This is a genomic window from Acinetobacter sp. YH12027 (genome assembly GCF_013420085.1).
GTDB lineage: Bacteria > Pseudomonadota > Gammaproteobacteria > Pseudomonadales > Moraxellaceae > Acinetobacter > Acinetobacter amyesii.
The window spans coordinates 83,158-105,890 of the sequence record NZ_VOYW01000005.1 but is presented as its reverse complement, the minus strand read 5'-3'; the positions used below and the strand labels follow the sequence as shown (position 1 = coordinate 105,890).

22 protein-coding genes are annotated in these 22,733 nt (G+C 40.1%); 18 read left to right on the top strand and 4 right to left on the bottom strand.

What is annotated here, in order from left to right; genetic code table 11:
• Positions 1 to 159: 159 nt before the first annotated feature.
• A complete protein-coding gene (locus tag FTT94_RS02195; protein ID WP_078188564.1) occupies positions 160 to 930 on the bottom strand; it encodes a 3-hydroxyacyl-CoA dehydrogenase in 771 nt (256 codons plus the stop codon).
• Between the two features lie 141 nt (positions 931 to 1,071).
• Here FTT94_RS02195 and FTT94_RS02190 point away from each other — a divergent pair, with 141 nt between their 5' ends.
• Together FTT94_RS02190 and FTT94_RS02185 are read left to right on the top strand one after the other, a co-directional pair.
• Positions 1,072 to 2,106, top strand: a complete 1,035-nt coding sequence (locus FTT94_RS02190) for an AraC family transcriptional regulator (protein ID WP_180170152.1) — start codon at positions 1,072 to 1,074, stop codon at positions 2,104 to 2,106.
• A 200-nt stretch (positions 2,107 to 2,306) separates the two neighbouring features.
• Entirely contained in the window at positions 2,307 to 2,660 is a 354-nt protein-coding gene (locus tag FTT94_RS02185; protein ID WP_078188566.1) for a hypothetical protein, read from the top strand.
• Positions 2,661 to 2,729: 69 nt separating this feature from the next.
• Here the strand turns inward: FTT94_RS02185 and prmC are convergent, their stop codons facing one another.
• Together prmC and prfA are read right to left on the bottom strand one after the other, a co-directional pair.
• A complete protein-coding gene (prmC, locus tag FTT94_RS02180; RefSeq protein WP_180170151.1) occupies positions 2,730 to 3,548 on the bottom strand; it encodes a peptide chain release factor N(5)-glutamine methyltransferase in 819 nt (272 codons plus the stop codon).
• The gene (gene prfA / locus FTT94_RS02175; RefSeq protein WP_078188570.1) at positions 3,548 to 4,636 is read right to left on the bottom strand and encodes a peptide chain release factor 1; all 1,089 of its coding nucleotides are present in this window, start codon (positions 4,634 to 4,636) and stop codon (positions 3,548 to 3,550) included. The genes prmC and prfA overlap by 1 nt, the downstream gene beginning before the upstream one ends.
• 368 nt (positions 4,637 to 5,004) lie before the next feature.
• On the opposite strand from prfA, the gene FTT94_RS02170 reads away from it, so the two are divergent.
• The 5 genes from FTT94_RS02170 (at position 5,005) to FTT94_RS02150 (ending at position 8,974) form a co-directional block, all read left to right on the top strand.
• Positions 5,005 to 5,433 carry a glycine zipper domain-containing protein gene (locus FTT94_RS02170; RefSeq protein WP_078193959.1) on the top strand — a complete coding sequence of 143 codons (429 nt, stop codon included), beginning with the start codon at positions 5,005 to 5,007 and terminating at the stop codon, positions 5,431 to 5,433.
• 292 nt (positions 5,434 to 5,725) lie between these two features.
• Positions 5,726 to 6,241 (top strand): hypothetical protein, encoded by a 516-nt coding sequence (locus tag FTT94_RS02165; RefSeq protein ID WP_180170150.1) that lies wholly within the window; start codon positions 5,726 to 5,728, stop codon positions 6,239 to 6,241.
• Positions 6,242 to 6,420: 179 nt separating this feature from the next.
• The gene (locus FTT94_RS02160; protein WP_180170149.1) at positions 6,421 to 7,428 is read left to right on the top strand and encodes an LLM class flavin-dependent oxidoreductase; all 1,008 of its coding nucleotides are present in this window, start codon (positions 6,421 to 6,423) and stop codon (positions 7,426 to 7,428) included.
• A 233-nt stretch (positions 7,429 to 7,661) separates the two neighbouring features.
• Positions 7,662 to 8,138 (top strand): inner membrane protein YiaA, encoded by a 477-nt coding sequence (gene yiaA / locus FTT94_RS02155; protein WP_078193962.1) that lies wholly within the window; start codon positions 7,662 to 7,664, stop codon positions 8,136 to 8,138.
• 263 nt (positions 8,139 to 8,401) lie between these two features.
• Positions 8,402 to 8,974, top strand: coding sequence for a flavoprotein (locus FTT94_RS02150; protein ID WP_180004943.1), 573 nt, complete (start codon positions 8,402 to 8,404; stop codon positions 8,972 to 8,974).
• 1,001 nt (positions 8,975 to 9,975) lie between these two features.
• Here the strand turns inward: FTT94_RS02150 and FTT94_RS02145 are convergent.
• Entirely contained in the window at positions 9,976 to 10,812 is an 837-nt protein-coding gene (locus FTT94_RS02145; protein ID WP_168377735.1) for a pyruvate, water dikinase regulatory protein, read from the bottom strand.
• Between the two features lie 153 nt (positions 10,813 to 10,965).
• On the opposite strand from FTT94_RS02145, the gene ppsA reads away from it, so the two are divergent.
• The 11 genes from ppsA (at position 10,966) to dnaB (ending at position 22,691) form a co-directional block, all read left to right on the top strand.
• Positions 10,966 to 13,344 carry a phosphoenolpyruvate synthase gene (gene ppsA, locus FTT94_RS02140; protein WP_180105549.1) on the top strand — a complete coding sequence of 793 codons (2,379 nt, stop codon included), beginning with the start codon at positions 10,966 to 10,968 and terminating at the stop codon, positions 13,342 to 13,344.
• 82 nt (positions 13,345 to 13,426) lie between these two features.
• Positions 13,427 to 14,209: an RDD family protein gene (locus FTT94_RS02135; RefSeq protein WP_180088162.1), complete on the top strand. Its 783-nt coding sequence runs from the start codon at positions 13,427 to 13,429 to the stop codon at positions 14,207 to 14,209.
• A 302-nt stretch (positions 14,210 to 14,511) separates the two neighbouring features.
• Positions 14,512 to 15,579, top strand: a complete 1,068-nt coding sequence (cyoA, locus tag FTT94_RS02130) for a ubiquinol oxidase subunit II (RefSeq protein WP_180170148.1) — start codon at positions 14,512 to 14,514, stop codon at positions 15,577 to 15,579.
• 3 nt (positions 15,580 to 15,582) lie between these two features.
• Positions 15,583 to 17,571: a cytochrome o ubiquinol oxidase subunit I gene (gene cyoB, locus FTT94_RS02125; protein ID WP_078193968.1), complete on the top strand. Its 1,989-nt coding sequence runs from the start codon at positions 15,583 to 15,585 to the stop codon at positions 17,569 to 17,571.
• Between the two features lie 4 nt (positions 17,572 to 17,575).
• Positions 17,576 to 18,196 carry a cytochrome o ubiquinol oxidase subunit III gene (gene cyoC, locus FTT94_RS02120; protein ID WP_078188581.1) on the top strand — a complete coding sequence of 207 codons (621 nt, stop codon included), beginning with the start codon at positions 17,576 to 17,578 and terminating at the stop codon, positions 18,194 to 18,196.
• Positions 18,196 to 18,522, top strand: coding sequence for a cytochrome o ubiquinol oxidase subunit IV (locus FTT94_RS02115; protein ID WP_078188582.1), 327 nt, complete (start codon positions 18,196 to 18,198; stop codon positions 18,520 to 18,522). Before cyoC ends, FTT94_RS02115 begins: the two co-directional genes overlap by 1 nt.
• A 10-nt stretch (positions 18,523 to 18,532) precedes the next feature.
• Positions 18,533 to 19,411, top strand: coding sequence for a heme o synthase (gene cyoE, locus FTT94_RS02110; protein WP_180170147.1), 879 nt, complete (start codon positions 18,533 to 18,535; stop codon positions 19,409 to 19,411).
• 519 nt (positions 19,412 to 19,930) lie between these two features.
• Complete coding sequence (gene rpsF / locus FTT94_RS02105; RefSeq protein ID WP_004696436.1) at positions 19,931 to 20,317, top strand: 30S ribosomal protein S6; 387 nt, start codon at positions 19,931 to 19,933, stop codon at positions 20,315 to 20,317.
• A gap of 12 nt (positions 20,318 to 20,329) precedes the next feature.
• Positions 20,330 to 20,557: a 30S ribosomal protein S18 gene (gene rpsR, locus FTT94_RS02100; RefSeq protein ID WP_004278792.1), complete on the top strand. Its 228-nt coding sequence runs from the start codon at positions 20,330 to 20,332 to the stop codon at positions 20,555 to 20,557.
• 9 nt (positions 20,558 to 20,566) lie between these two features.
• Positions 20,567 to 21,013: a 50S ribosomal protein L9 gene (gene rplI, locus FTT94_RS02095; RefSeq protein WP_078188585.1), complete on the top strand. Its 447-nt coding sequence runs from the start codon at positions 20,567 to 20,569 to the stop codon at positions 21,011 to 21,013.
• Between the two features lie 238 nt (positions 21,014 to 21,251).
• A complete protein-coding gene (gene dnaB, locus FTT94_RS02090; RefSeq protein ID WP_180035272.1) occupies positions 21,252 to 22,691 on the top strand; it encodes a replicative DNA helicase in 1,440 nt (479 codons plus the stop codon).
• Positions 22,692 to 22,733: the final 42 nt, after the last annotated feature.

Here is a 22,733-nt window from a genome sequence, read left to right as displayed (position 1 = left end):
GACCTATAAATCAATAAATACTTGATGACGAGTTTTACAAATGACAATGGTTTTGGTTACTTTTGCCGAAACAAAAGTAACGAGATGAGCTACTGTCAACGAAGTTATTCTCGATAAGACTCCGTCGTAGAAGCCTGAATAAGCAGTTTTAATAAATAACTATTTAGGCTGCATACGGATCGCGCCATCAAGACGTATCACTTCACCATTGAGATAAGCATTTTCAAAAATATGCGTCACTAATTTTGCAAACTCTTGTGGTTTTGCTAAACGTGGAGGGAAAGGCACCATTTGCCCCAAAGCATCTTGTACATTTTGTGCTAAGCCTTTGAGCATCGGCGTTTCCATAATGCCCGGAGCAATGGTCATCACACGGATTGATTCACGTGCAAGCTCACGTGCAAGAGGTAATGTCATTGCAACCACTGCCCCTTTTGATGCTGCATAAGCCGACTGACCAATTTGACCATCGAAAGCCGCAACCGACGCAGTATTCACTATCACGCCACGCTCTTCTTCACCTGCTTTTAATTCATATTTAGCAATCAGTTGTGCCGCATAGCGCAGCATATTGAATGTGCCTGAAACATTAATATTTAATACTTTTTGGAACATCGCCAAATCATGTAATCCGTCACGACCTAAAACTTTTGCAGAAGGTGCGATACCTGCACAGTTCACTAAGCCATTAAGTTGACCAAATTCCGCTTCAACTTGTGCAAAGAAAGCGCCGACCGCTTGTTCATCAGTGACATCCAATTGAACAAATTTGGCATGATCACCCAGTTGACGTTGCATCGCTTCGCCATGCTCATGATTCATATCCACAATAATCACTTTTGCACCCAGGCCAATCAGATGTGTTGCTGTCGCAGCGCCTAGTCCTGATGCACCACCAGTCACAACAAAAACTTTTCCTTTAATGTCCATATCAATTCCCTATTTACGATGTCTTGTTTTAAATTCGACTTAAGATGCAGAGTAAACAGAGAATTTATTCAGTACAATTTCCAAATGTTGCATCTTTTCTGATGTATTTGGACAATTCTGAACAAGGACCTATCCGCACATATGCCGAAGCATGGACTCGAATACAGCAAAGGGACGATTTCAATCGACTTGGTGCATGAAGCATTATACGATGCGCAAAAAAAGCAATTTGATATTTCTGCTATTTTACAAAAGGCGGGTATTCCCTCTGAGTTACTGCTATCGAGTAAAACCAGAGTTTCTGTTTCTCAATATGCGGCTTTATGGACTCATCTTGCAGATGTGATGGATGATGAATTTTTTGGCATGGATCGGCATGCCATGCGACGTGGTAGTTTTAAACTACTTTCGAAAATGGTCATGCATAACAGCACCTTGGGGGATGCACTTAAGCAAATCCTACAATTTTTAAATCTGGTTTTAGATGACTTGCATAGTGATTTAACCATTGAAGATCACTTTGCTTATATCGTGATCTATGACCAACAAGCGCCTAAACGCATGTTCAGCTATGCAACATATTTGATGCTCATCCACACGCTACTGTGCTGGCTAAGTGGACAACGGATTTTATTAAACCAAATCCAATTTAAATGTGATGCACCGCTTGATGATCACGACTATAAAGTTCGCTTCTGTGAAAATATTCATTACCAAGCCAGTCAAAACTATATTCAGCTAGATGCCAGTTACCTAACCCTGCCAATCAAACAAGATACACGTTCGTGGTATCAATTCCTACAACAAACACCTGAAAACCTCTTGGTACGCTTTAAAAACCCGAATGCACTCAGCAGCCAAATTCGTAAACAACTGTTAGACGTTTCTCCTGCCGAATGGTTAGAGTTTTATGAGTTGGCAGTCAAAATGAATATGTCGGAAGCCACAATGCATCGCCGTCTTAAAAGTGAAGGTGTGAGTTATCAACAACTCAAAAATGATATCCGACGTGATACTGCCATCGATTTTTTAACCCATACCGATAAAAGTTTGCAAGATATCAGTGAAGAACTAAATTTTCATGATCCGAGTGCTTTTCATCGGGCATTTAAAAAATGGACAGGCGTCAGTCCCGGTGCGTATCGACAAAATAATGCGCCTGAATTCAAGGCCTAAAATTTGATATTCGCTATTTATAAATTGAATATTCATCTAATTAATAGAAAATCAATAACTTAAAAATATTCAATAAATAGACTGACCATTCATCCTTGAACGATTGCTACTTTAGTCTAATTAGGTTATTTTTCACTCAATTTAAAGCACTTTGCTTATTTATTTTCCAATTCTCCTGCATCTCCTTGAAAGGCTTTCCTATGCTTAAGATGATTGATGTTCTTGAACAACAACTTGTTCAAAACTTTTCAGATTCTCTTTTCACTCAGATTGACGCAATTGATGAACTGTTTCATGAACAGCTTAAAACTGTCGCAGATATTGATTTGCAAAATTTGATCTCACAATTTTTTAGCACTGAAAATGCAGTTGAAGTTGCTCATGCACTGGATATCCAAGCAGATGACATTGAAGCAATTCAAGCAGGTGCAAATCTAAAAGATGAAAATTTAGTGAATGCAACTGCAAAAATTATTGCTTACTGTCTTGCAGTAGAAACAGCAGCTTTAGAACAAGTTGAAGTTTTCGATAGCTTACAAGACTACCCAATGTAAGCATTGATCGAATATAAAAATAAAGCGCATTCAATGCGCTTTATTTTTGACTATTTATCTAACACTAAATCAATGTTGCCACTGACCTAAGCTGACACGGTCATTACCGCCATAATCTTTTATAGTCCGAACATTTCGATATCCAGCCTGCAAGAACAAATGTCTGACCGCTTCACCTTGGTCATAGCCATGTTCGAGCACCACCCAACCATTCACGGTTAAATGTTTTTTAGCTTGAAGAATGATTTGCTCAATATCTGCAAGCCCATGATTGTCCGCAACCAAAGCACGTTCAGGCTCTGTCGCCAAATCTTTCATGTGTACATCATCAGCATCGATATACGGCGGATTTGACACAATTACATCAAAGAAAGCACGACCAAAGGGTTTCAACCAAGAACCTAAGACAAACTGCACATGTTCAAGATCATGCTTTTTGGCATTAAACTCAGCAACTTCCAAGGTAGGTTCGTAAATATCCGAAGCTACAATTGACCAATCTGGACGTTCACTGGCTAATGACAAAGCTACAGCGCCAGTTCCTGTTCCTAAATCCACCACACGAGCATCTTCAGGAAGTTCTAAACGCAGTACAGTTTCAACGAGTACTTCCGTATCAGGACGTGGCACCAAAGTGTCTTTAGTCACTTTTAAGTCTAGCGTCCAAAATGGCTGAGAACCTGTGACATAAGCCAAAGGCTCACCTGCTGCAATACGTGCAAGTGATGCGACATATTGTTGTTCTTGCTCAGCTGTTAAATCTTGATCCTTTTTCAGGATTAAATCAAACGAATCAATCTTGATGATATGCTCTAACAACCACGCATTTTCCTGACGTTCATAACTTTCAGGTTCACCACGATAGGCCAAAGCCTGTGCAATATTCATTAGCCACCATTCTGCTGTGCTAATAATGCCAACTGATCGGCTTGATATTCACGATGCAAACTATCTAGCAATTCAGTCAAATCACCTTCCATCACTGCATCTAACTTATACAGTGTTAAGTTAATACGATGATCAGTCATACGACCTTGTGGATAGTTATAGGTACGAATACGCTCAGAACGGTCACCAGAACCTACCAAGTCACGACGCATTTCAGACGTCGCGGCATCTGCCGCCGCACGTTTGGCATTTTCTAAACGAGAAACCAACAGCGCCATCGCTTTGGCTTTGTTTTTATGTTGTGAACGTTCATCCTGACATTCTACAACTGTACCCGTTGGTATATGGGTAATACGCACCGCGGAGTCAGTTTTGTTAATGTGCTGACCACCCGCACCAGAGGCACGATAGGTATCGATACGTAATTCTGAAGGATTAATTTCAACACTTGTGTCTACATCAATTTCCGGCAAAATCGCAACAGTACATGCCGAAGTATGAACACGACCTTGTGACTCTGTTGCAGGAACACGCTGTACACGATGTGCACCACTTTCAAATTTCAAACGACCATATACGCCTTCACCATTGATGAGGCAAATCACTTCTTTATAACCGCCGTGTTCGCCGTCATTTTCAGACAACACTTCAATACGCCAACCTTGTGATTCAGCATATTTACTGTACATGCGATACAAATCACCCGAGAAAATTGCAGCTTCGTCACCACCTGTTCCGGCACGGATTTCTAAATAAGCAGAGTTCGCATCATTCGGATCTTTTGGAATCATCAGAATGTTTAAGTCTGCTTCAAGCTGACCGATCAAAGCTTTATTTTCTTTAATTTCTTCAACGGCCATTTCTTTAAAATCTGGATCCGTCATCATTACTTCAGCAGTCTCAATATCTTCTTCTGCTTGACGGTATTTTTTCCAAACTTCAGTGATTTCAGATAAATCACTATGCTCACGTGACAACTGACGGAAACGTTTGTTGTCTGAAATGACTTCTACATCTGCGAGTAATGCATTTAATTCTTCGTGACGGTCAGAGAGCTGATCTAATCGTAAACGTAACGATTCTTTCATTTTTCAAAAAATCTCAATACACAGGCTCTACCGCTAAACTTTCACGGATATGCCAAAATTCAAAATAATGGGGCTAGTGTACCGATAATGGGTCTGAAATGACATATATATTGTTTTTTGGCCTATCAATGACCCGAAATAAGAAAGTGTGAAATTCATCACTCCTACCTTTCTCCACAAAGTCGTACAGATTTTCTGCATTCGACCATTTTTTTCACAATATTAATAAAACTTATACAAACTAGACACTCAAATCACCAAATAAAGAGAAAGCTCTCCATATTTATAGCGAATAGTTTTGTTACATTTACTGCCATCGAAATGATTATGAAAAAGTCCTCGCGTTTATGAAGGACATGGAGTGAACTATGAAACTGAATACTCTTTTAATGACAGCCACTCTAGCAACTGCTTCTATGTTCACTGTGTCTGCAAATGCAGATAGTACAACACGCGTTGCTGCAGCTAGTGCATTAGGTAGTGTTGCAGGTACTGCAATTGGTAAAAACATGGGCGGTAATACCGGCGCTACAATTGGTGCAGCTCTTGGTGGTGCTGGTGGTGCTGCGGTAGCAAGTAATAAACGTAACCGTACAGAATCTGCAATCGGCGGTGCTTTAGGTGGCGGTACAGGTTATACCGTTGGTAAAAGCATGGGCGGTACAAACGGTGGTTACATCGGTTCTGCACTAGGTGCTGCTGGTGGTGCTGCTTTAGGTAACAAAATTTCTAAAGATAAAGCTTACGACAAACACCAAGAACGTAAATACAAAAAACGTTACCGTCGTCGTCACTAATTTTAAATTAGTGAGTCCAAACTTATTGGACAGTGAAAATAGCACCTTCGGGTGCTTTTTTATGTATCGCCTTTTTTCAAATGATAAATACAACTTTATTTATTGCACCTCATACATATGTAGATTTACCTTCTCTCCAACCAAGCCATCAATCATGTAGAAATAAAGTGCAAAATTTACATTGCAGCAACGGAACACGTATTTTATTTCACATCACGCTCCAAATATTCGCTATGTGTTTTCATATATTGATATCAACAGATAAACATCATGCTTCGTAAGGAGTTTAAAAATGAAAATTAATAAAATTCTATTCAGTGCAGCAATTTCCGCTTCAGCACTTACTATGACTGCAACACATGCAGGTAATAGCACCAATACTGCAGTAACATCTGCTTTAGGTGGTGTTGTTGGTGCAGCAATCGGTAACCAAGTTGGCGGCCAAACTGGCGCAATGATTGGTTCAGCAATTGGTGGCGGTGCAGGTGCAGCAGCATCAGCAAACAAACGTGACCGTAATGGTGCCATCATTGGTGGCGCACTTGGTGGCGCGGGTGGTTATACCGTAGGTAAAAACATGGGCGGCACAAACGGTGGTTATATCGGTGCTGCACTTGGTTCAGCCGGTGGTTCTGCACTAGGTAAAAAAGTGTCTGAAGACCGTCGCTATGATGATCGTTATGATGATCGCTATGACCGTCGTTATAACAACCGTGGCTATCGTACCAATAATTATAGCTACAATGACCGAGGCTACCGTGGAGACAATGGTCGTCACTTAGGTTGGTACAAAAACGGTAAACGTTAATCGATATATTTCAATGGAAAAAAATCAGCACCTTCGGGTGCTTTTTTTGTATATAAAAAAAGTTTAGATATATCTAAAGTTGTCTTTTTACACCGTCCCACGACCATATCGAGTTTATTCGATATACATTCAGCTTTTTATATCGTATTATTTCGATATAAAGATCTCTGAGAGAAAACATGCGTACTCTAGCCGATACAAAATTTTCAATACTTGAACTCGCACCTGTTCGAGATGATAAAACCATCGAATTTTCACTCAAACATGCACTCCAGTTAGCACAGAAAGCAGAACAACTTGGCTATGAGCGTCTATGGTTAGCCGAACACCACAATATGGATGGCATCGCAAGTTCTGCAACTGCGGTTTTACTCGGTTATCTCTTAGCAAATACACAATCCATCAAGCTCGGTTCAGGCGGGATTATGTTGCCCAACCATGCACCTTTGGTTGTCGCTGAACAATTTGGCACGCTTGAAACGCTATATCCCGGCCGTATTGAACTCGGCTTAGGTCGTGCGCCGGGTACTGACCAAACCACCATGCGCGCTTTACGCCGTGGCCGTCAGGAAACTGAAGATCAATTTCCACAAGATGTTCTTGAGATTTTACAATACTTCAAAGCACCTGAACCTCACCAGCGCATCATTGCCACACCGGGACAAAATACACATGTTCCCGTATGGCTGCTAGGTTCAAGTTTATTCAGTGCACAACTCGCTGCACGTTTAGGTCTACCCTATTCTTTTGCTTCTCATTTCGCACCACGCATGCTTGGACAAGCGATTCAGCTCTATCGTGAGAATTTCCAAGCATCCGAATATTTAGCTCAACCTTATGTTTCTATGGGCGTACCAACGGTTGTCGCCGAAACAAATGAAGAAGCAGAATATTTGGCAACGAGTGCTTATCAACGCGTTTTAGGTTTAATGCGCGGTCAAAGTTTAAAACTCAAGGCTCCAGTCGACAGTATGCAAGGCTTATGGTCTGCTGCAGAGAAGATGTCTGTTGATAATTTCTACGCTATGGGACAAGTCGGTTCAAATGCAACCGTTCGAGCAGGTTTAGAAAACCTACTCACCAAATATGACGTTGATGAATTTATTTTCACCTGCGACATTTACGATACCGATAAGCGCATTGAAAATTTCGAACGTTTAATGCAAATCAAAAATGAGCTGGCTTAAGACTCTCAACTTAATGATCTAATCCAAGCGTTTAATCCGTCTAAAGGTAGAATTGTGACTACATTTTTTGTGGCTCTTTAGACGGATAGCAGTCAACAGATAATATGGTTTCGGCTAACAACGACCAAACCTGTACTTAAAAACCATCATTGCCTCAACGAAATAATTGCTTTACTCATTTTTATTGCTGTATAAATATTAAACATAAGCAAAACAAAGAGAAAAATAAGCAGATGAGCCAATATATTAATAAACCCACACCCGCATTTATCGCAGCAAGTTGGTGTGCACTGATCTTAGGCGCTGTGGTGTTTTGCATAGGTTTATTCAATGCAAATATGATGCTGAATGAAAAAGGCTTTTATCTCATTTTATTGCTTTATGGATTATTTTCATCGGTTTCACTACAAAAAATCATTCGTGACCGTTTAGAAGGAATGCATGTCACTGCAATCTACTTTGGACTGTGCTGGGCATCCGTCATTATTTGCCTCGTACTTCTTGCCATTGGTCTATGGAATGCTGAACTGGCATTAAGTGAAAAAGGGTTTTACATGATGGCTTTCCTAATGAGTTTGTTTGGTGCAGTTGCTGTACAAAAAAATATTCGTGATATGGACTATTTACGTACACATACCGACCAACCCGAACTTAAGCATTCAACCCCGAGTCAGCTTGACTATAACTCATCAGATGATGAACCACTTTAAAACTCACAAAATTTATAGATCTCAAAAGCTGTTCATGCAGGTCGCTCATTGTTTTATCGATCTGCTTGAGCGGTTAATGAACTACAACGCATAAAAAAATCAGTTCACTCCTAGAAATGTATAAATGACAAGGGCCAAGCAAATCAATTCTAGACAAATTGTATGACTCATCAGACTGAAAAAACGCTTTACCCCGACTGGCCCATCACAGAATATATTCCTATCTAAGACTCAACTAAAAAAACAAAAGACAAGGAATAAATATGGCCAACAAGCAGGATGCAACCCACCATATTTTTAATAATCATCTAGAGGATTTTGAACACTTTCGTGGAACGATCATCAGTTCAGAACAGATCAAAGATTATGACTTTAAGAATCAAAAAATCGCCATTATTGGGATAGATCAGCATGTGGTCTCTGAACTACATCATCTATGTCAGGTTGCAGATAACATCATGGTCTATCAAATCAAACCGCAATTTGTTTTACCGCGTACTGAACGTCTATTGAATAAATTAATTCAACATCCACTGATTGCAAAAAATCGACGTTTATTTAGCAATCGTATTAAGAGTATTTTGGCGATTCGCTTTTTAGAAGATCAAGTGCCGAACCATTGGTTAAGACATTTACTCAGTCCAAATACCGCAATTCAGAACAAAACCTTCCTAAAATCGGATCATTATTATGCAGCATTACAGCAGCCCAACTGCATCTTAAACACTTGGCCTATTGCAAAAATTCAGAGTAATTCAATCACGGCTTTAGATGAGCATACGTTTGAGTGTGATGTCATTGTGCGCAGCGAATCTAACCAGCCTAAAGAAAAGTAATTACATTGCAATTATTTTCACATGACAATTACTAGAATTTATCCGATTGATCAAAACTCACAACACCAATAGCCATCTCTGGTGGCTTTTGCTAGATCCCCTACGTTATTGAATACTTCTATTCGGTAAGGCTAAGGATTCTTAAAAATCCATAAATGAAAATAGCTTTAATCGTGCTACATGCTTTTTCAGCGCTCAGACTTAAATCATGCCTCCGACCTGCATCATCAGCTACAGTTCATTTATAGAAGTGCGATTTTTGAATAGTTATGATCAATTCTTCATGAAAATTTTATTTCAAACCAATAAATTTTCAGTCTCTTAATTTTGTCTTACACAACTCTTTTAATGACTAATTATAAGTAGGAAAATTTATACCGATGCTCATATTCAGCCGACATTTACTTATGTTCTAATCTATATTCAATAAGAAAATAACTGCTAAAAATCCAATTTTAATATCACTTCATATCTGCTTTTAAAGCCTAAATAGTCTCAATTCGAGCATTCCCCACCCACATCAATTAAATAAATGATGCCATTTCTTGAGATTTAACACCTAAAAGCGACTATTTGATTATTTTTTATTCTATTTTTTGCCTATTTTTTTTGCATTTAAACAAGCTATTTTTGAAAACTTGATCAAATATTAAACTGTATGTGCTAAATCAGGTATATACACCACTCAGATCAAGTAGATTATTCAGGCTTAATTCATAGCTAAAAATACAGCACAGCACGGATTATTTTAAAAGATTCAAGCTGTCAATTAGGCCATATTTTATAAATTTTCAGCCAAAAAAATTCATCAAATTGGTACACATTTGAATACAGAATTTGCTTAAATTTTAAGTCTAAATGTTGAGAAAAATTTTCATCAATATTTTAAATATTTATCATTCATTAAAAGTATGACAAACCAGAAATTAATACTATTTTTATATAATTTATACAGTAATTTATTATCATCAGAAGAGCCACCAAAGTGGCTCAATTTACACTTACCCAATACGACGCTTCAGTCCGGTCATTTGTAAAACACGTGTTGAAATTTCTTCAATCGACATTTCAGACACGTTTAAGTATTTGATTCCTTCAGAAATATAAATACCTTCAATCGCACGTAGTTCCATTTGGCACTGACTAAAACTTGCATAACGGCTATTGGCCTTACGCTCTGAACGAATTGCTACAAGGCGCTCTGCATCAATCATCAAGCCAAATAACTTATGTTTATGCTCACGTAAAACTGCAGGTAAACGGTTGTCATCCAAGTCTTCTTCTGTCAACGGATAGTTCGCTACACGAATACCAAATTGCAAAGAGAGATAGATGGAAGTCGGTGTTTTACCCGAACGTGACACGCCAATTAAAATTAAGTCGGCTTTGTCATAATGACGAGTACGTGCCCCATCATCGTTATCTAAAGCAAAATGCACCGCATCAATACGTGCTTTATAAGACTCAGAATCTGTTACTGCATGGGTTTGACCGACTAAAGTTGTAGGAGCTGTGCCTAACTCGTCAGATAATTTACTAATAAGCCCTTCAAAAACATCAAGATTTACTGCATCTGCCGTATTAATAATGTCACGTACATACGGGTCAACAAGGGTGTCAAACACCAAAGGCTTTTGACCGTCTTGCTGCGCTCTAAGATTGATCTCTGCAACCACATTTGTAGCTGCTTCTTCAGAGGTAATATAAGGAATAATATGAATGTCAAAATCTACATGAGGGAACTGGGCTAACAGTGAATGACCAAGCGTTTCTGCGGTAATCGCGGTACCATCCGAAACAAAGAAAACACTACGCTGAATCTGTTTACCTTCTGACATTAAAATTCTCCTCCAAAATTTGTCTTAGTGCTATATAATCATTATAGTAAACCATCTTACATGACTGTCACTTAGTAAATTTAGAATGCTAAGTAATTTGTTATAATTTCATGCCAAGATAGTGATTAATACTGCAAAAGTGGAGTAACAACTTTGGAAGCGCGCGTAATTGGTCTAGAAAAATTAGGGAAACACGACGTAGAACTCGTGGGCGGTAAAAACTCATCATTAGGTGAAATGATCAGCCATCTCGCAAATGCTGGTGTATCTGTTCCTGGTGGTTTTGCTACTACAGCTCAAGCATATCGTGAATTCCTCGAGCAAAGTGGCCTGAACGCTAAAATTAACGCTGAACTTGCTGCACTCAATGTTGACGATGTAAATGCACTTGCTGAAACTGGTGCGAAAATCCGTCAATGGATTGTAGACACTCCGCTGACTGCTGAACTTGAAACAGAAATTCGTGAGGCTTTCACAGCTCTTTCAAACGGCAACCCTGATATCGCGGTTGCCGTTCGCTCATCTGCAACAGCAGAAGACTTACCAGATGCTTCATTTGCTGGCCAACAAGAAACTTTCTTGAACATCCGTGGTATCGACAACGTCCTTATTGCAATTAAAGAAGTATTTGCTTCACTTTATAACGACCGCGCAATTTCTTACCGTGTACACCAAAACTTCGCACATGACGTCGTTGCGTTATCTGCAGGTGTTCAACGCATGGTTCGCTCTGAAACAGGTGCAGCTGGTGTAATGTTTACACTAGATACAGAATCTGGTTTCCGCGACGCAGTTTTCATCACAGCTTCTTATGGCTTGGGTGAAATGGTTGTACAAGGTGCTGTAAACCCTGACGAATTCTATGTATCTAAACCACTTTTAAATGCAGGCAAACACGCTGTATTACGTCGTAACCTTGGTTCTAAACACCAAAAAATGATTTATGGTGAAGAAGGTGCTGCAGGTAAGTCAGTGGTTGTTGTAGACGTTGAAAAAGCAGATCGTCAACAATTCGCTTTAAATGACCACGAACTTCAAGAACTTGCTAAACAAGCATTGATCATTGAAAACCACTATGGTTCAGCAATGGACATCGAATGGGCGAAAGATGGCGATGATGGTCAAATCTATATCGTTCAAGCACGTCCTGAAACTGTGAAGAGCCGCCAAAACGTGGGCACCATGGAACGTTACCTACTTAAGCAAAAAGGTAATGTAGTTTGTGAAGGCCGTTCAATCGGTCAACGTATTGGTTCTGGTCGCGTTCGTATTGTGACTTCAATCAAAGAAATGGACAAAGTGCAAGACGGCGACGTACTTGTATCTGACATGACTGACCCAGACTGGGAACCAGTAATGAAACGTGCTGCTGCGATTGTCACTAACCGTGGTGGTCGTACTTGTCACGCTGCAATTATTGCACGTGAACTTGGTGTCCCTGCAATCGTAGGTTGTGGTAATGCAACTGAAGTATTAACTGATGGTCAAGAAGTGACTGTTTCTTGTGCTGAAGGTGACACAGGCTTTATTTACGAAGGTTCTTTGGACTTTGAAATCCAACGCAACTCTATCGAATCTATGCCTAAACTTCCGTTCAAAATCATGATGAACGTAGGTAACCCTGACCGCGCATTTGACTTTGCTCAAATTCCTAACGAAGGTGTTGGTCTTGCTCGTCTTGAGTTCATCATCAACCGTATGATCGGCGTACATCCTAAAGCATTGCTTAATATTGACAGCCTACCACGTGAAACTCGTGCTGCTGTAATGTCACGTACTGCGGGTTATGCATCTCCTATCGAATTCTATGTTGAAAAACTAGTTGAAGGTATTTCTACACTTGCTGCAGCGTTTGCTGACAAACCAGTGATTGTTCGTATGTCTGACTTTAAGTCAAACGAATATGCAAACTTAATCGGTGGTAAGTTATACGAACCTGAAGAAGAAAACCCAATGCTTGGCTTCCGTGGTGCAAGCCGCTATGTATCTGATAACTTCCGTGATTGCTTCGAACTTGAATGCCGCGCACTGAAAAAAGCACGTGACGAAATGGGCTTAACTAACATTCAAATCATGATTCCTTTCGTACGTACTGTTGCTGAAGCGAAACGTGTTATTGAATTGTTAGCACTTAACGGCCTCAAACGTGGTGAAAATGGTCTTAAAGTGATCATGATGTGTGAACTTCCAACTAACGCATTGTTGGCTGAACAGTTCCTTGAACATTTCGACGGTTTCTCTATCGGTTCTAACGACTTAACTCAGTTAACACTCGGTCTAGACCGTGACTCTGGTATCGTTTCTCACCTATTTGATGAACGTGATCCAGCCGTTAAAGCACTTCTTTCTATGGCAATCCATGCTTGTCGTAAAGCTGGCAAATACGTAGGTATTTGTGGTCAAGGCCCTTCAGATCACCCTGACCTAGCTAAATGGTTAATGGAACAAGGCATTGAGTCTGTTTCGCTTAACCCAGACTCAGTATTAGACACTTGGTTCTTCCTTTCTGAAGAAAAAGCTCAACAAGCTTAATAAACTGTGTTAAAAAAAGACCCACATGTGGGTCTTTTTTTTTATTTATACTTTTACAGACGTTTTTTGAGATTTTAGTTTTATGCAGATTTACTTGGCACGAAATAACCAACAAGCTGGTCCCTACACCTTAGAACAACTTAACCAAATGCTCGCGAGCCAACAAGTATTACTCACGGACTTGGTTTGGCACCAAGGTATGACCGAATGGAAAGCTTTGGGTGAACTCACTCAAGGTCAGTTGGTTTATATGCCTGCAGGATATACTGCACCAACAGCATTCGAATCAAATCAAACTGCAACTACGCCATCAAATACCTACGCACAGTCTCAAGCGGTACAAGAGCAAACTAGCCTAGCAAGTATTCCTAAACGTGTCCTGGCTAAAATCGTCGATTTACTCCTTTGGATACCGGCAACTTTTATCTTAACGGCATTTTTTAATCCAAGTGAAAAGACACAATTTGCCAATCTAAATGAACAGTTTATGCAAGCTGTGATGACCCCAAATGCTGACCCCAATGTTTTACAAGCACTACAAACACAAATGGTTGAAATGTTTCCCAACCAAGCTTGGATTGCAATGTTTGCGTATCTCTTCATTATGCTTTTCATTCAAGCGTATTTGATTGCTAAATCAGGTCAAAGCATTGGTAAAAAAATCACCAAGATTAAAATTGTAGATGCCGAAACCAGTCAACCTGTAAACCTCATGCGTGGCTTCACTTTACGCAGTGTTTTATTTATTTTCCTGAACTTTTTATCAATGCCATTAAGCGTAATCATCGATTCCGTTTTCATTTTCGGCAAGAAGCGTCAAACCTTGCATGACAAATTGGCAAAAACCAAGGTAATAAACCAATAATTTTCACTTTTATTCAGGGATGATTTTTTCATCCCTTTTTTGTGCATTATATTGAAATTAAAATAAAATTTAGATAAAAAAAATACAATCCTGACTAGCAAAATAGGGTTTTAATACAGTCATTTAAAGCATCTTTATGTATAGCTTAGTTTGCCGATATCAGGCATAATGCCCTACAACGTAGCGGTGTCGCATCATTGTGACTGTTTTTTCATGTCTGAAAAAATCACAATCATGCGACACTTTATTCGCTATCCCAAATTTTAAATTTAGGGAATGGGACTCTTCACCGAGGTTGTAAAATGAGACAAACAATTTTAGCTGTATTGTCTTTATCTGCGATCGCTGCACTCTTAACTGGGTGTGGTGGTGATATGGTACTTCTAAACTCAAAAGGTCCAGTTGCTGAAGGTCAGTCAAACCTCATGCTTACTGCGATCTACCTAATGTTGTTGGTCGTTATTCCATCAGCACTTATGGCGTTATGGTTTGGTTGGAAATATCGCGCGTCAAATAAAGATGCAGACTATAAACCTACTTGGGCACACTCGACTGCAATTGAAGTTGTAGTTTGGGGTATTCCTGTCATTATTATTGGTATTTTAGCGGCATTAACATGGTGGGGCTCACACGAGTACGATCCATACAAACCATTAAAATCAGAAAAAGCACCATTAACAGTTCAAGTTATTGCTGAACAATTTAAATGGATCTTTATCTACCCGGAACAAGGCATCGCGACTGTAAACGAAATGCGTTTCCCAGAGAAAACTCCGGTATCGCTTCGTATTACATCTAACTTTACGATGAACTCATTCTTCATCCCTGCGTTAGGTGGTCAGATTTATGCAATGGCGGGTATGCAAACTCACCTGAACCTTTTAGCTGACGAACTTAGTCCTGCTGAAGGCTTCCGTGGTTTCTCATCTAACTACTCAGGTTACGGTTTCTCACAAATGCGCTTCCGCGCTCACTCTGTGACAGATACTCAGTTTGCTGAATGGGTTTCTGCTGTTAAAGCTGGTAATGGTACTTCAGTGAATCCACAAGCAGTTCAAAAAACTGTTTTAGACCAAGCTGAATTCCAAACTCTTAAAGACGGCGACCGCTCTAAACATCAGATCGAAGCTTTAGTTGCTAGAGCAACTACTCCTGAAGAGAAGGCTCTAGCTGAAGCAATGAAGCCTTACCCTACTAAGCCACACCCAGTGACTTACTATTCTTCAGTTGAACCTAAATTGTTCGAATCAGTGATCAATAAATACATGAGCAACTACCACGGTGCTGATCATACAGCTACTGTTGGACACGAAGCTGCTGCTTCTGAAGCTCATGCAGGCGTTGAACATGCGACTGTTGCAGGGGAATAAGACATGAGCTTATTAGGTAAGTTAGGACCAGATGCAATTCCACACGATCCAATCGTGTTGGTTACTGTTGCAATGATGATCCTTGGCGGTATCGCAATTGTTGCTGGTATCACCTACTTTAAAAAATGGGGCTACTTGTGGAACGAATGGTTCACATCTGTAGACCATAAAAAAATTGGTATCATGTATATCCTCGTGTCAATTGTCATGCTTGTGCGTGGTTTTGCCGATGCGATTATGATGCGTCTTCAACTGTTCCTTGCAAAAGGTGGCGGTGAAGGTTACTTACACCCAGAACACTATGACCAGATCTTTACTGCCCATGGCGTAATCATGATCTTCTTCGTAGCAATGGGTCTAGTTGTTGGTTTAATGAACGTTGCTGTACCACTTCAAATTGGTGCACGTGACGTAGCATTCCCATTATTAAACTCTCTTAGCTTCTGGTTATTCGCCGGCGCTGCGGGCTTGATGATGGCTTCTCTTGCAATTGGTGAATTCGCTGCAACAGGTTGGATGGCTTACCCTCCACTTTCTGGCATCGAATACTCTCCAGGTGTAGGTGTAGACTACTATATCTGGGCACTTCAGGTTTCTGGTCTAGGTACGCTTCTTACTGGTGTTAACTTCTTCGTTACCATCATCAAAATGCGTGCGCCTGGCATGAAACTTATGGACATGCCTATTTTCACTTGGACTGCATTAGTTACTGTAGTGCTTATCGTTGCAACATTCCCAGTTTTGACTGCGACTATTGCAATGCTTTCACTTGACCGTTACTTCGGCTTCCATTTCTTTACAAATGACATGGGTGGTAGCCCAATGTTGTATGTAAACTTGATTTGGACTTGGGGTCACCCAGAAGTTTACATCTTGGTATTACCAGCTTTTGGTATTTACTCAGAAGTTACTGCTGTGTTCTCACGCAAAGCGTTGTTCGGCTACAAATCAATGGTGTACGCAACTGTAGCAATTGGTGTTCTTTCACTAGTTGTATGGGTTCACCACTTCTTTACAATGGGTGCTGGTGCCAACGTTAACGCGTTCTTCGGTATCATGACCATGATCATTGCAATCCCAACTGGTGTGAAAATCTTCTCTTGGTTATTCACCATGTACAAGGGCCGCATCACCTATACAACTCCAATGCTTTGGACACTTGGCTTCCTTGTGACTTTCGGTATTGGTGGTTTAACAGGCGTATTAATGGCAGTTCCACCAGCGGACTTCTTAGTACACAACTCTTTATTCCTTATCGCTCACTTCCATAACGTAATTATTGGTGGTGTAGTGTTCGCGATGTTCGCGGGTATCATTTTCTACTGGCCAAAAATGTTTGGTTGGAAACTGAATGAAACTTGGGGTAAAGCAGCGTTCTGGTTCTGGTTCTTCGGTTTCTACTTTGCATTCATGCCACTTTATATCCTTGGTTTCATGGGTATGACTCGTCGTTTGAATACATATGACAACCCTGAATGGGATCCGTACTTAGCGATCGCTTTATTTGGTTCTGTATTGGTTGCTATCGGTATCTTCTGTTTTGTTATGCAAATCGTTGTTGGTTTCCTTCAACGCAAAGACAACATGGACGTTACTGGCGATATCTGGGATGGTCGTACTCTTGAGTGGGCTACTTCATCTCCTTCACCATTCTATAACTTTGCTTATCTTCCAAAGATCAATGGTATTGATACTTTCTGGACTGACAAAGAAAATGGTGTTGCTTACGCTAAGCCAACTACATACGAAGACATCCATATGCCTACAAACCGTGCGGCAGGTTTCGTAATTGCAATGTTTATTACAGTTATGGGCTTCGCATTAATCTGGCATATCTGGTGGTTAGTCGTTGTAACTTTCATTGCTTCAATTATCAGCTTCATCGTTTCTTCTTTCACTAAGAAAGTGGATTACTATGTTCCAGCTGCAGAAGTTGAACGTATTGAAAATGAACGCTACGCGCTTCTTGAAAAACATTTGAAGAAGGACTAAGACAATGGCTGAAGTACTTCATCACGACAACCACGGACATGACGAACATCATCATCACGATGATACTGACATCACTGTCTTTGGTTTCTGGACATACTTGATGAGTGACTTGGTTCTTTTCGGGACACTCTTCATCGCGTTCGCTGTATTAAGTAGCCACGTTCCAGTGGGTACGCCAAGTGCACAAGAGCTGTTTGGTGAATCTTTAGGTTTCGTTTTAACTGAAACTTTCGCCCTTCTTATCTCTTCTGTAACTTTTGGTTTTGCTGTTCTTGCAGCATACAAGAAAAATGTTGGTCAAGTTTTAACTTGGTTAGCAGTTACTTGGGTATTTGGTGCAGCCTTCATTGGCATGGAACTTTATGAGTTCAATCATTTAGTTCATGCTGGTCATGGCCCAAGCACAAGTGCGTTTTTATCTGCGTTCTTTACTTTAGTTGGTACGCACGGTATTCACGTAACTTCTGGTTTGGTATGGATGCTTGTGTTGATGTTCCAAATCAAGAAATATGGTTTGACACTTCCAAACACTCGTCGTCTTGCTTGCCTAAGCTTGTTCTGGCACTTCCTTGACATCGTTTGGATCTGTGTATTCAGCGTTGTTTACTTGATGGGAGTTATCTAATGAGTCACGATCATAACTCTGCTGGTGCAGCTCACGGTAACGTTAAACAATATACAATCGGTTTTATCCTTTCTGTTCTACTTACCGTAATTCCATTCGGTATGGTAATGGCAGGTGGTTTTAGCCGCGGTCTATTGGTTGCCGTAATCGCGATTACTGCGGTTGCTCAGGTTCTTATTCAGTTAGTTTACTTCCTGCATATGAACTCTTCTTCAGAGCAACGCTGGAACGTGATTGCATTTGTTTATACAATCCTCACAATTGCTATCCTTTTAGTAGGTTCTGTGTGGATTATGAACTACCTTCACTTCAACATGATGATCTAAACTGGTCGTCATGCTGAAAAAGTATTTATTCCTGACTAAACCAGGAATTCTCTTTGGTAACTTTGTTACCGCTTTGGGTGGCTACTTTGTAGCTGCCCAAGGTTCTGTAGATTTCCTTCTGTTGCTTCTTACCCTCTTAGGCACCCTCTTTGTGGTCGCTTCTGGATGTGTAATCAATAACGTTATTGACCAAGACATCGACTCAAAAATGCAACGCACACAAAATCGTGCGATGGTAAAAAAATCAATCTCGATTCCTGTTGCTTTAGTTTTTGCTTTAGTTTTAGGTGTATTTGGTTTTAGCATTTTATGGTTCTGGGTAAATGCTTACGCTTTTCTTTTTGCTGTTATTGGTTTTGTCGTATACGTTGGTTTTTACAGCTTATGGACAAAACGAACAACAATTCATCAAACCATTATCGGCAGTCTTTCTGGCGCAGCGCCACCTGTAATCGGGTATACGGCTGTTGCAAACCAGTTTGATTTAGGTGCATTGCTGATTTTTATTGGTTATGCATTTTGGCAAATGCCTCATTCTTGGGGAATTGCAGTTTACCGATTTGATGACTACAAAAATGCAGGAATTCCAATTTTACCTGTAGCTCGTTCAATTCACCGTACCAAAGTTGAGTCTTTGGTTTATGTGTTTTTGTTCTGCATGACCATGAATGGTTTATTCTTTTTGGGTTATGCAAATTGGATTTATATGATTGTCCTGAATGCCTTAAGTCTGTATTGGATTTATCTGACCATTCAAGGATTCAAAGCTGAAGATGATCAAATTTGGGCAAAACAATATTTCATGTTTTCAGTCAAATTGATCACAGTGATTAGTTTAATTTTTAGTTTTACTTCCACTGCCCCTCTGAAGCCAATTGTATTTTTTTAAAGAAGATAGAGTTTTACTCTATCTTTTTTTATTTCTAGGCATCTTCAATGCAAAGCAAAAATTTAAGTCGAAATACTGCTATACATACTAAAATTGTTTTAACGCTGATTCTCCCTATATCCACCCATGTACAATAGATTTCAGACAAGTACAAAAATATTTCATATTCGTATTAGCATTCAAATCGATATCTACAATCAAATATGACAAAAGATCTTTAATTTAAATCAAATTTATATCATTACAACGTCTATATGATCGTAACTCATCAAATACAAGATAAGCTCCCCGCAATTAAAAACATATCTCCTATTTTACAATCTGCATCCGATTCTAGCTGTGTATTAAAGATAGTCATTAAACCACAAAATAATTAAGCCTTTTTAGGTGTATGCCTTGTATTTCAAACCTAAACGCTCTAAAATTCACGCTTCGCAAACTTTGCGACACAACTTTAGTTGTGACTCCTTGCTTCAATCAATTAATGATTGGGGCTGCCTAAACCGTAAGGAGCTGACAATGCGTCACTACGAAATCGTACTATTGGTACATCCAGACCAAAGCGATCAAGTTGTGGGTATGGTAGAACGTTACCTAACTCACATCAAAGAAGCTGAAGGTCAAATCCACCGTCTTGAAGACTGGGGCCGTCGTCAATTGGCTTACCCAATCAACAAGATCCACAAAGCTCACTACATTCTTATGAATGTTGAGTGTGGTCAAACTACTCTTGATGAGCTAGAAGAATTGTTCCGTTATAACGATGCAATCATTCGTAGCCTTATCATCCGTCGTGAAAACGCTATCACTGAAGAGTCACTATTGGCTAAGAGTGCTGAAGAAAAACGTGCGCGTAAAGCTCAACGTGAAGAAGCACAACAAGCTCAAGACTCTGCTGAAGCATAAGGAGAACATAACATGGCACGTTTTTACCGTCGTCGCAAGTTCTGCCGCTTTACAGCTGAGAACGTTACGTACATCGACTACAAAGATATCGACACTTTAAAACAGTACATCACTGAAAACGGCAAGATTGTTCCTAGCCGTATTACAGGTACTAAAGCTCGTTACCAACGTCAATTAGCGCTTGCTATCAAACAAGCTCGCTACTTGTCTTTGATCCCTTACACTGACAATCATAAGTGAGGTTGAGCTGTGGATATTATCTTATTACAACGCATTAAAAACCTTGGTAAATTAGGCGATAAAGTTTCAGTTAAAGCTGGTTACGGCCGTAACTTCCTTATCCCTCAAGGTAAAGCAGTTGCTGCTACTGAAGCTAACACTGCTGCATTTGAAGCTCGTCGTGCTGAACTTGAGAAACAAGAAGCTGAAGTATTAGCTGCTGCTCAAGCACGTGCTGACCAATTGAACGAAGTTAACATCGTGATCACTGCTAAAGCTGGTGACGAAGGTAAACTATTCGGTTCTATCGGTACTCGTGACATCGCTGACGCGTTAACTAATGCTGGTCTTGTTGTAGACCGTGCAGAAGTTCGTTTACCAAATGGTGCGCTTCGCAACACTGGTGAATTCAACATCGCAATCCAATTGCATCATGATGTTGTTGCAGAAGTTCTAGTTACTATCGTAGCTGAGTAATTTCTTGCAAAGAAAAGAGCATGCTTACGCATGCTCTTTTTTTATCTGTAAAAAATAGTGCTCCAACTTTTTTACATTTTCAACTCTTCATTCAATTCAATGTGTGACGAATTAATCGGAAATACTTGTTCGCATTTCTGTAGAAAACGCCTATCATTTCAGTTCAATGAAGAGTTGAAAAAACTGTAATTAGCACCCATTTCCATCACATTAAATGGTTTCAGCATCAGGGATTTTTATGTCACAGGCGAATGCCATCAAGCCAAACTCTACGCCAACAGCAAAAACCACAGAACAAAGTTCGTTGAAAGAGTTTCGTACCCCACCCCATAACCTTGCGATTGAACAAGCCGTGCTTGCTGCACTGATGACCGTTGCAGAATCTTTTGAGCAAGTGGGTGATGTACTGACTGAAGCTGATTTTTATGCGACCCGTCATAAATATATTTTCCGTGCCATCGATCAACTGTCAAAAGATAGCTCACCTTATGATGCGGTCTTGGTCAATGACTGGCTGATTAAACAAAACTTGCTCGATGCTGCTGGTGGCGAAGAATATCTGATGCAACTCATGTCAGATTCACCTTCAAGTTTCTATAACCTTGAAACGTATGCTGCAAAAATTAAAGAATTTTCCACTTTACGCAGCATGATTAAAGTCAGCTCAGAAATTTTACAAAATGCCTATGACACCAAAGGTCGTACGGTCAGTGAAATTTTAGATCTCGCAGAAACCAATATTTTCTCGATTGCCGAGCAACACAACAACAACGCCAAAGCACAAGGCCCTAAAGCTATTAACTCTGTCGTTGCTAGTGTTTTTGATAAGTTGAATGAACTTTCACAAACTGAAGGCAGTATCACGGGTTTAACCACTGGATTTGTTGAACTAGATAATAAAACCTCAGGTATGCAAGCAGGCGATTTGATTATTGTGGCGGCCCGTCCATCGATGGGTAAAACCACTTTTGCCATGAACTTGGTTGAAAGTGTACTGTTTAATAATAACCTGCCCGCTCTAGTTTACTCTATGGAGATGCCCGCGGACTCGATTGCGATGCGTTTGATATCCTCGTTCGGTCGTGTACACCAAGGACATTTACGTTCAGGTAAAATGGATGCTGATGAATGGTCAAAAGTGACCAGTACTATTGTGCATCTACAAGAAAAGAATTTGTATATCGATGACTCATCTGCACTACCGCCAACGGAAGTACGTGCCCGTGCTCGACGAATTGCAAAAATGCATGGCGGTAAACTCGGGTGTATCATGGTCGATTACTTGCAGCTTATGAAAGTACCCGGTATGGGTGATAACCGTGTTGGCGAGATCTCGGAAATTTCCCGAAGCTTAAAAGCACTGGCTAAAGAAATGCACTGCCCAGTAATTGCACTGTCACAGTTGAACCGATCACTGGAAAACCGTCCTAATAAACGCCCAGTGATGTCCGACTTACGTGAATCGGGTGCGATCGAGCAGGATGCCGATTTGATCATGTTTATTTACCGCGACGAGGTTTATAACAAAGAGTCTAAAGAAGCAGGTACTGCAGAAATTATTATTGGTAAACAGCGTAACGGTCCAATTGGTACTGTGCGTCTTGCCTTCGAAGGTCAATACACCAAATTTAGTAACCTCTCCCCTGAGTTTTATGCTCAGTATGATGATGAAGAGTAAAGACTCTTTATCATCCATTAATTCATCGACCCTGTAGGAGTA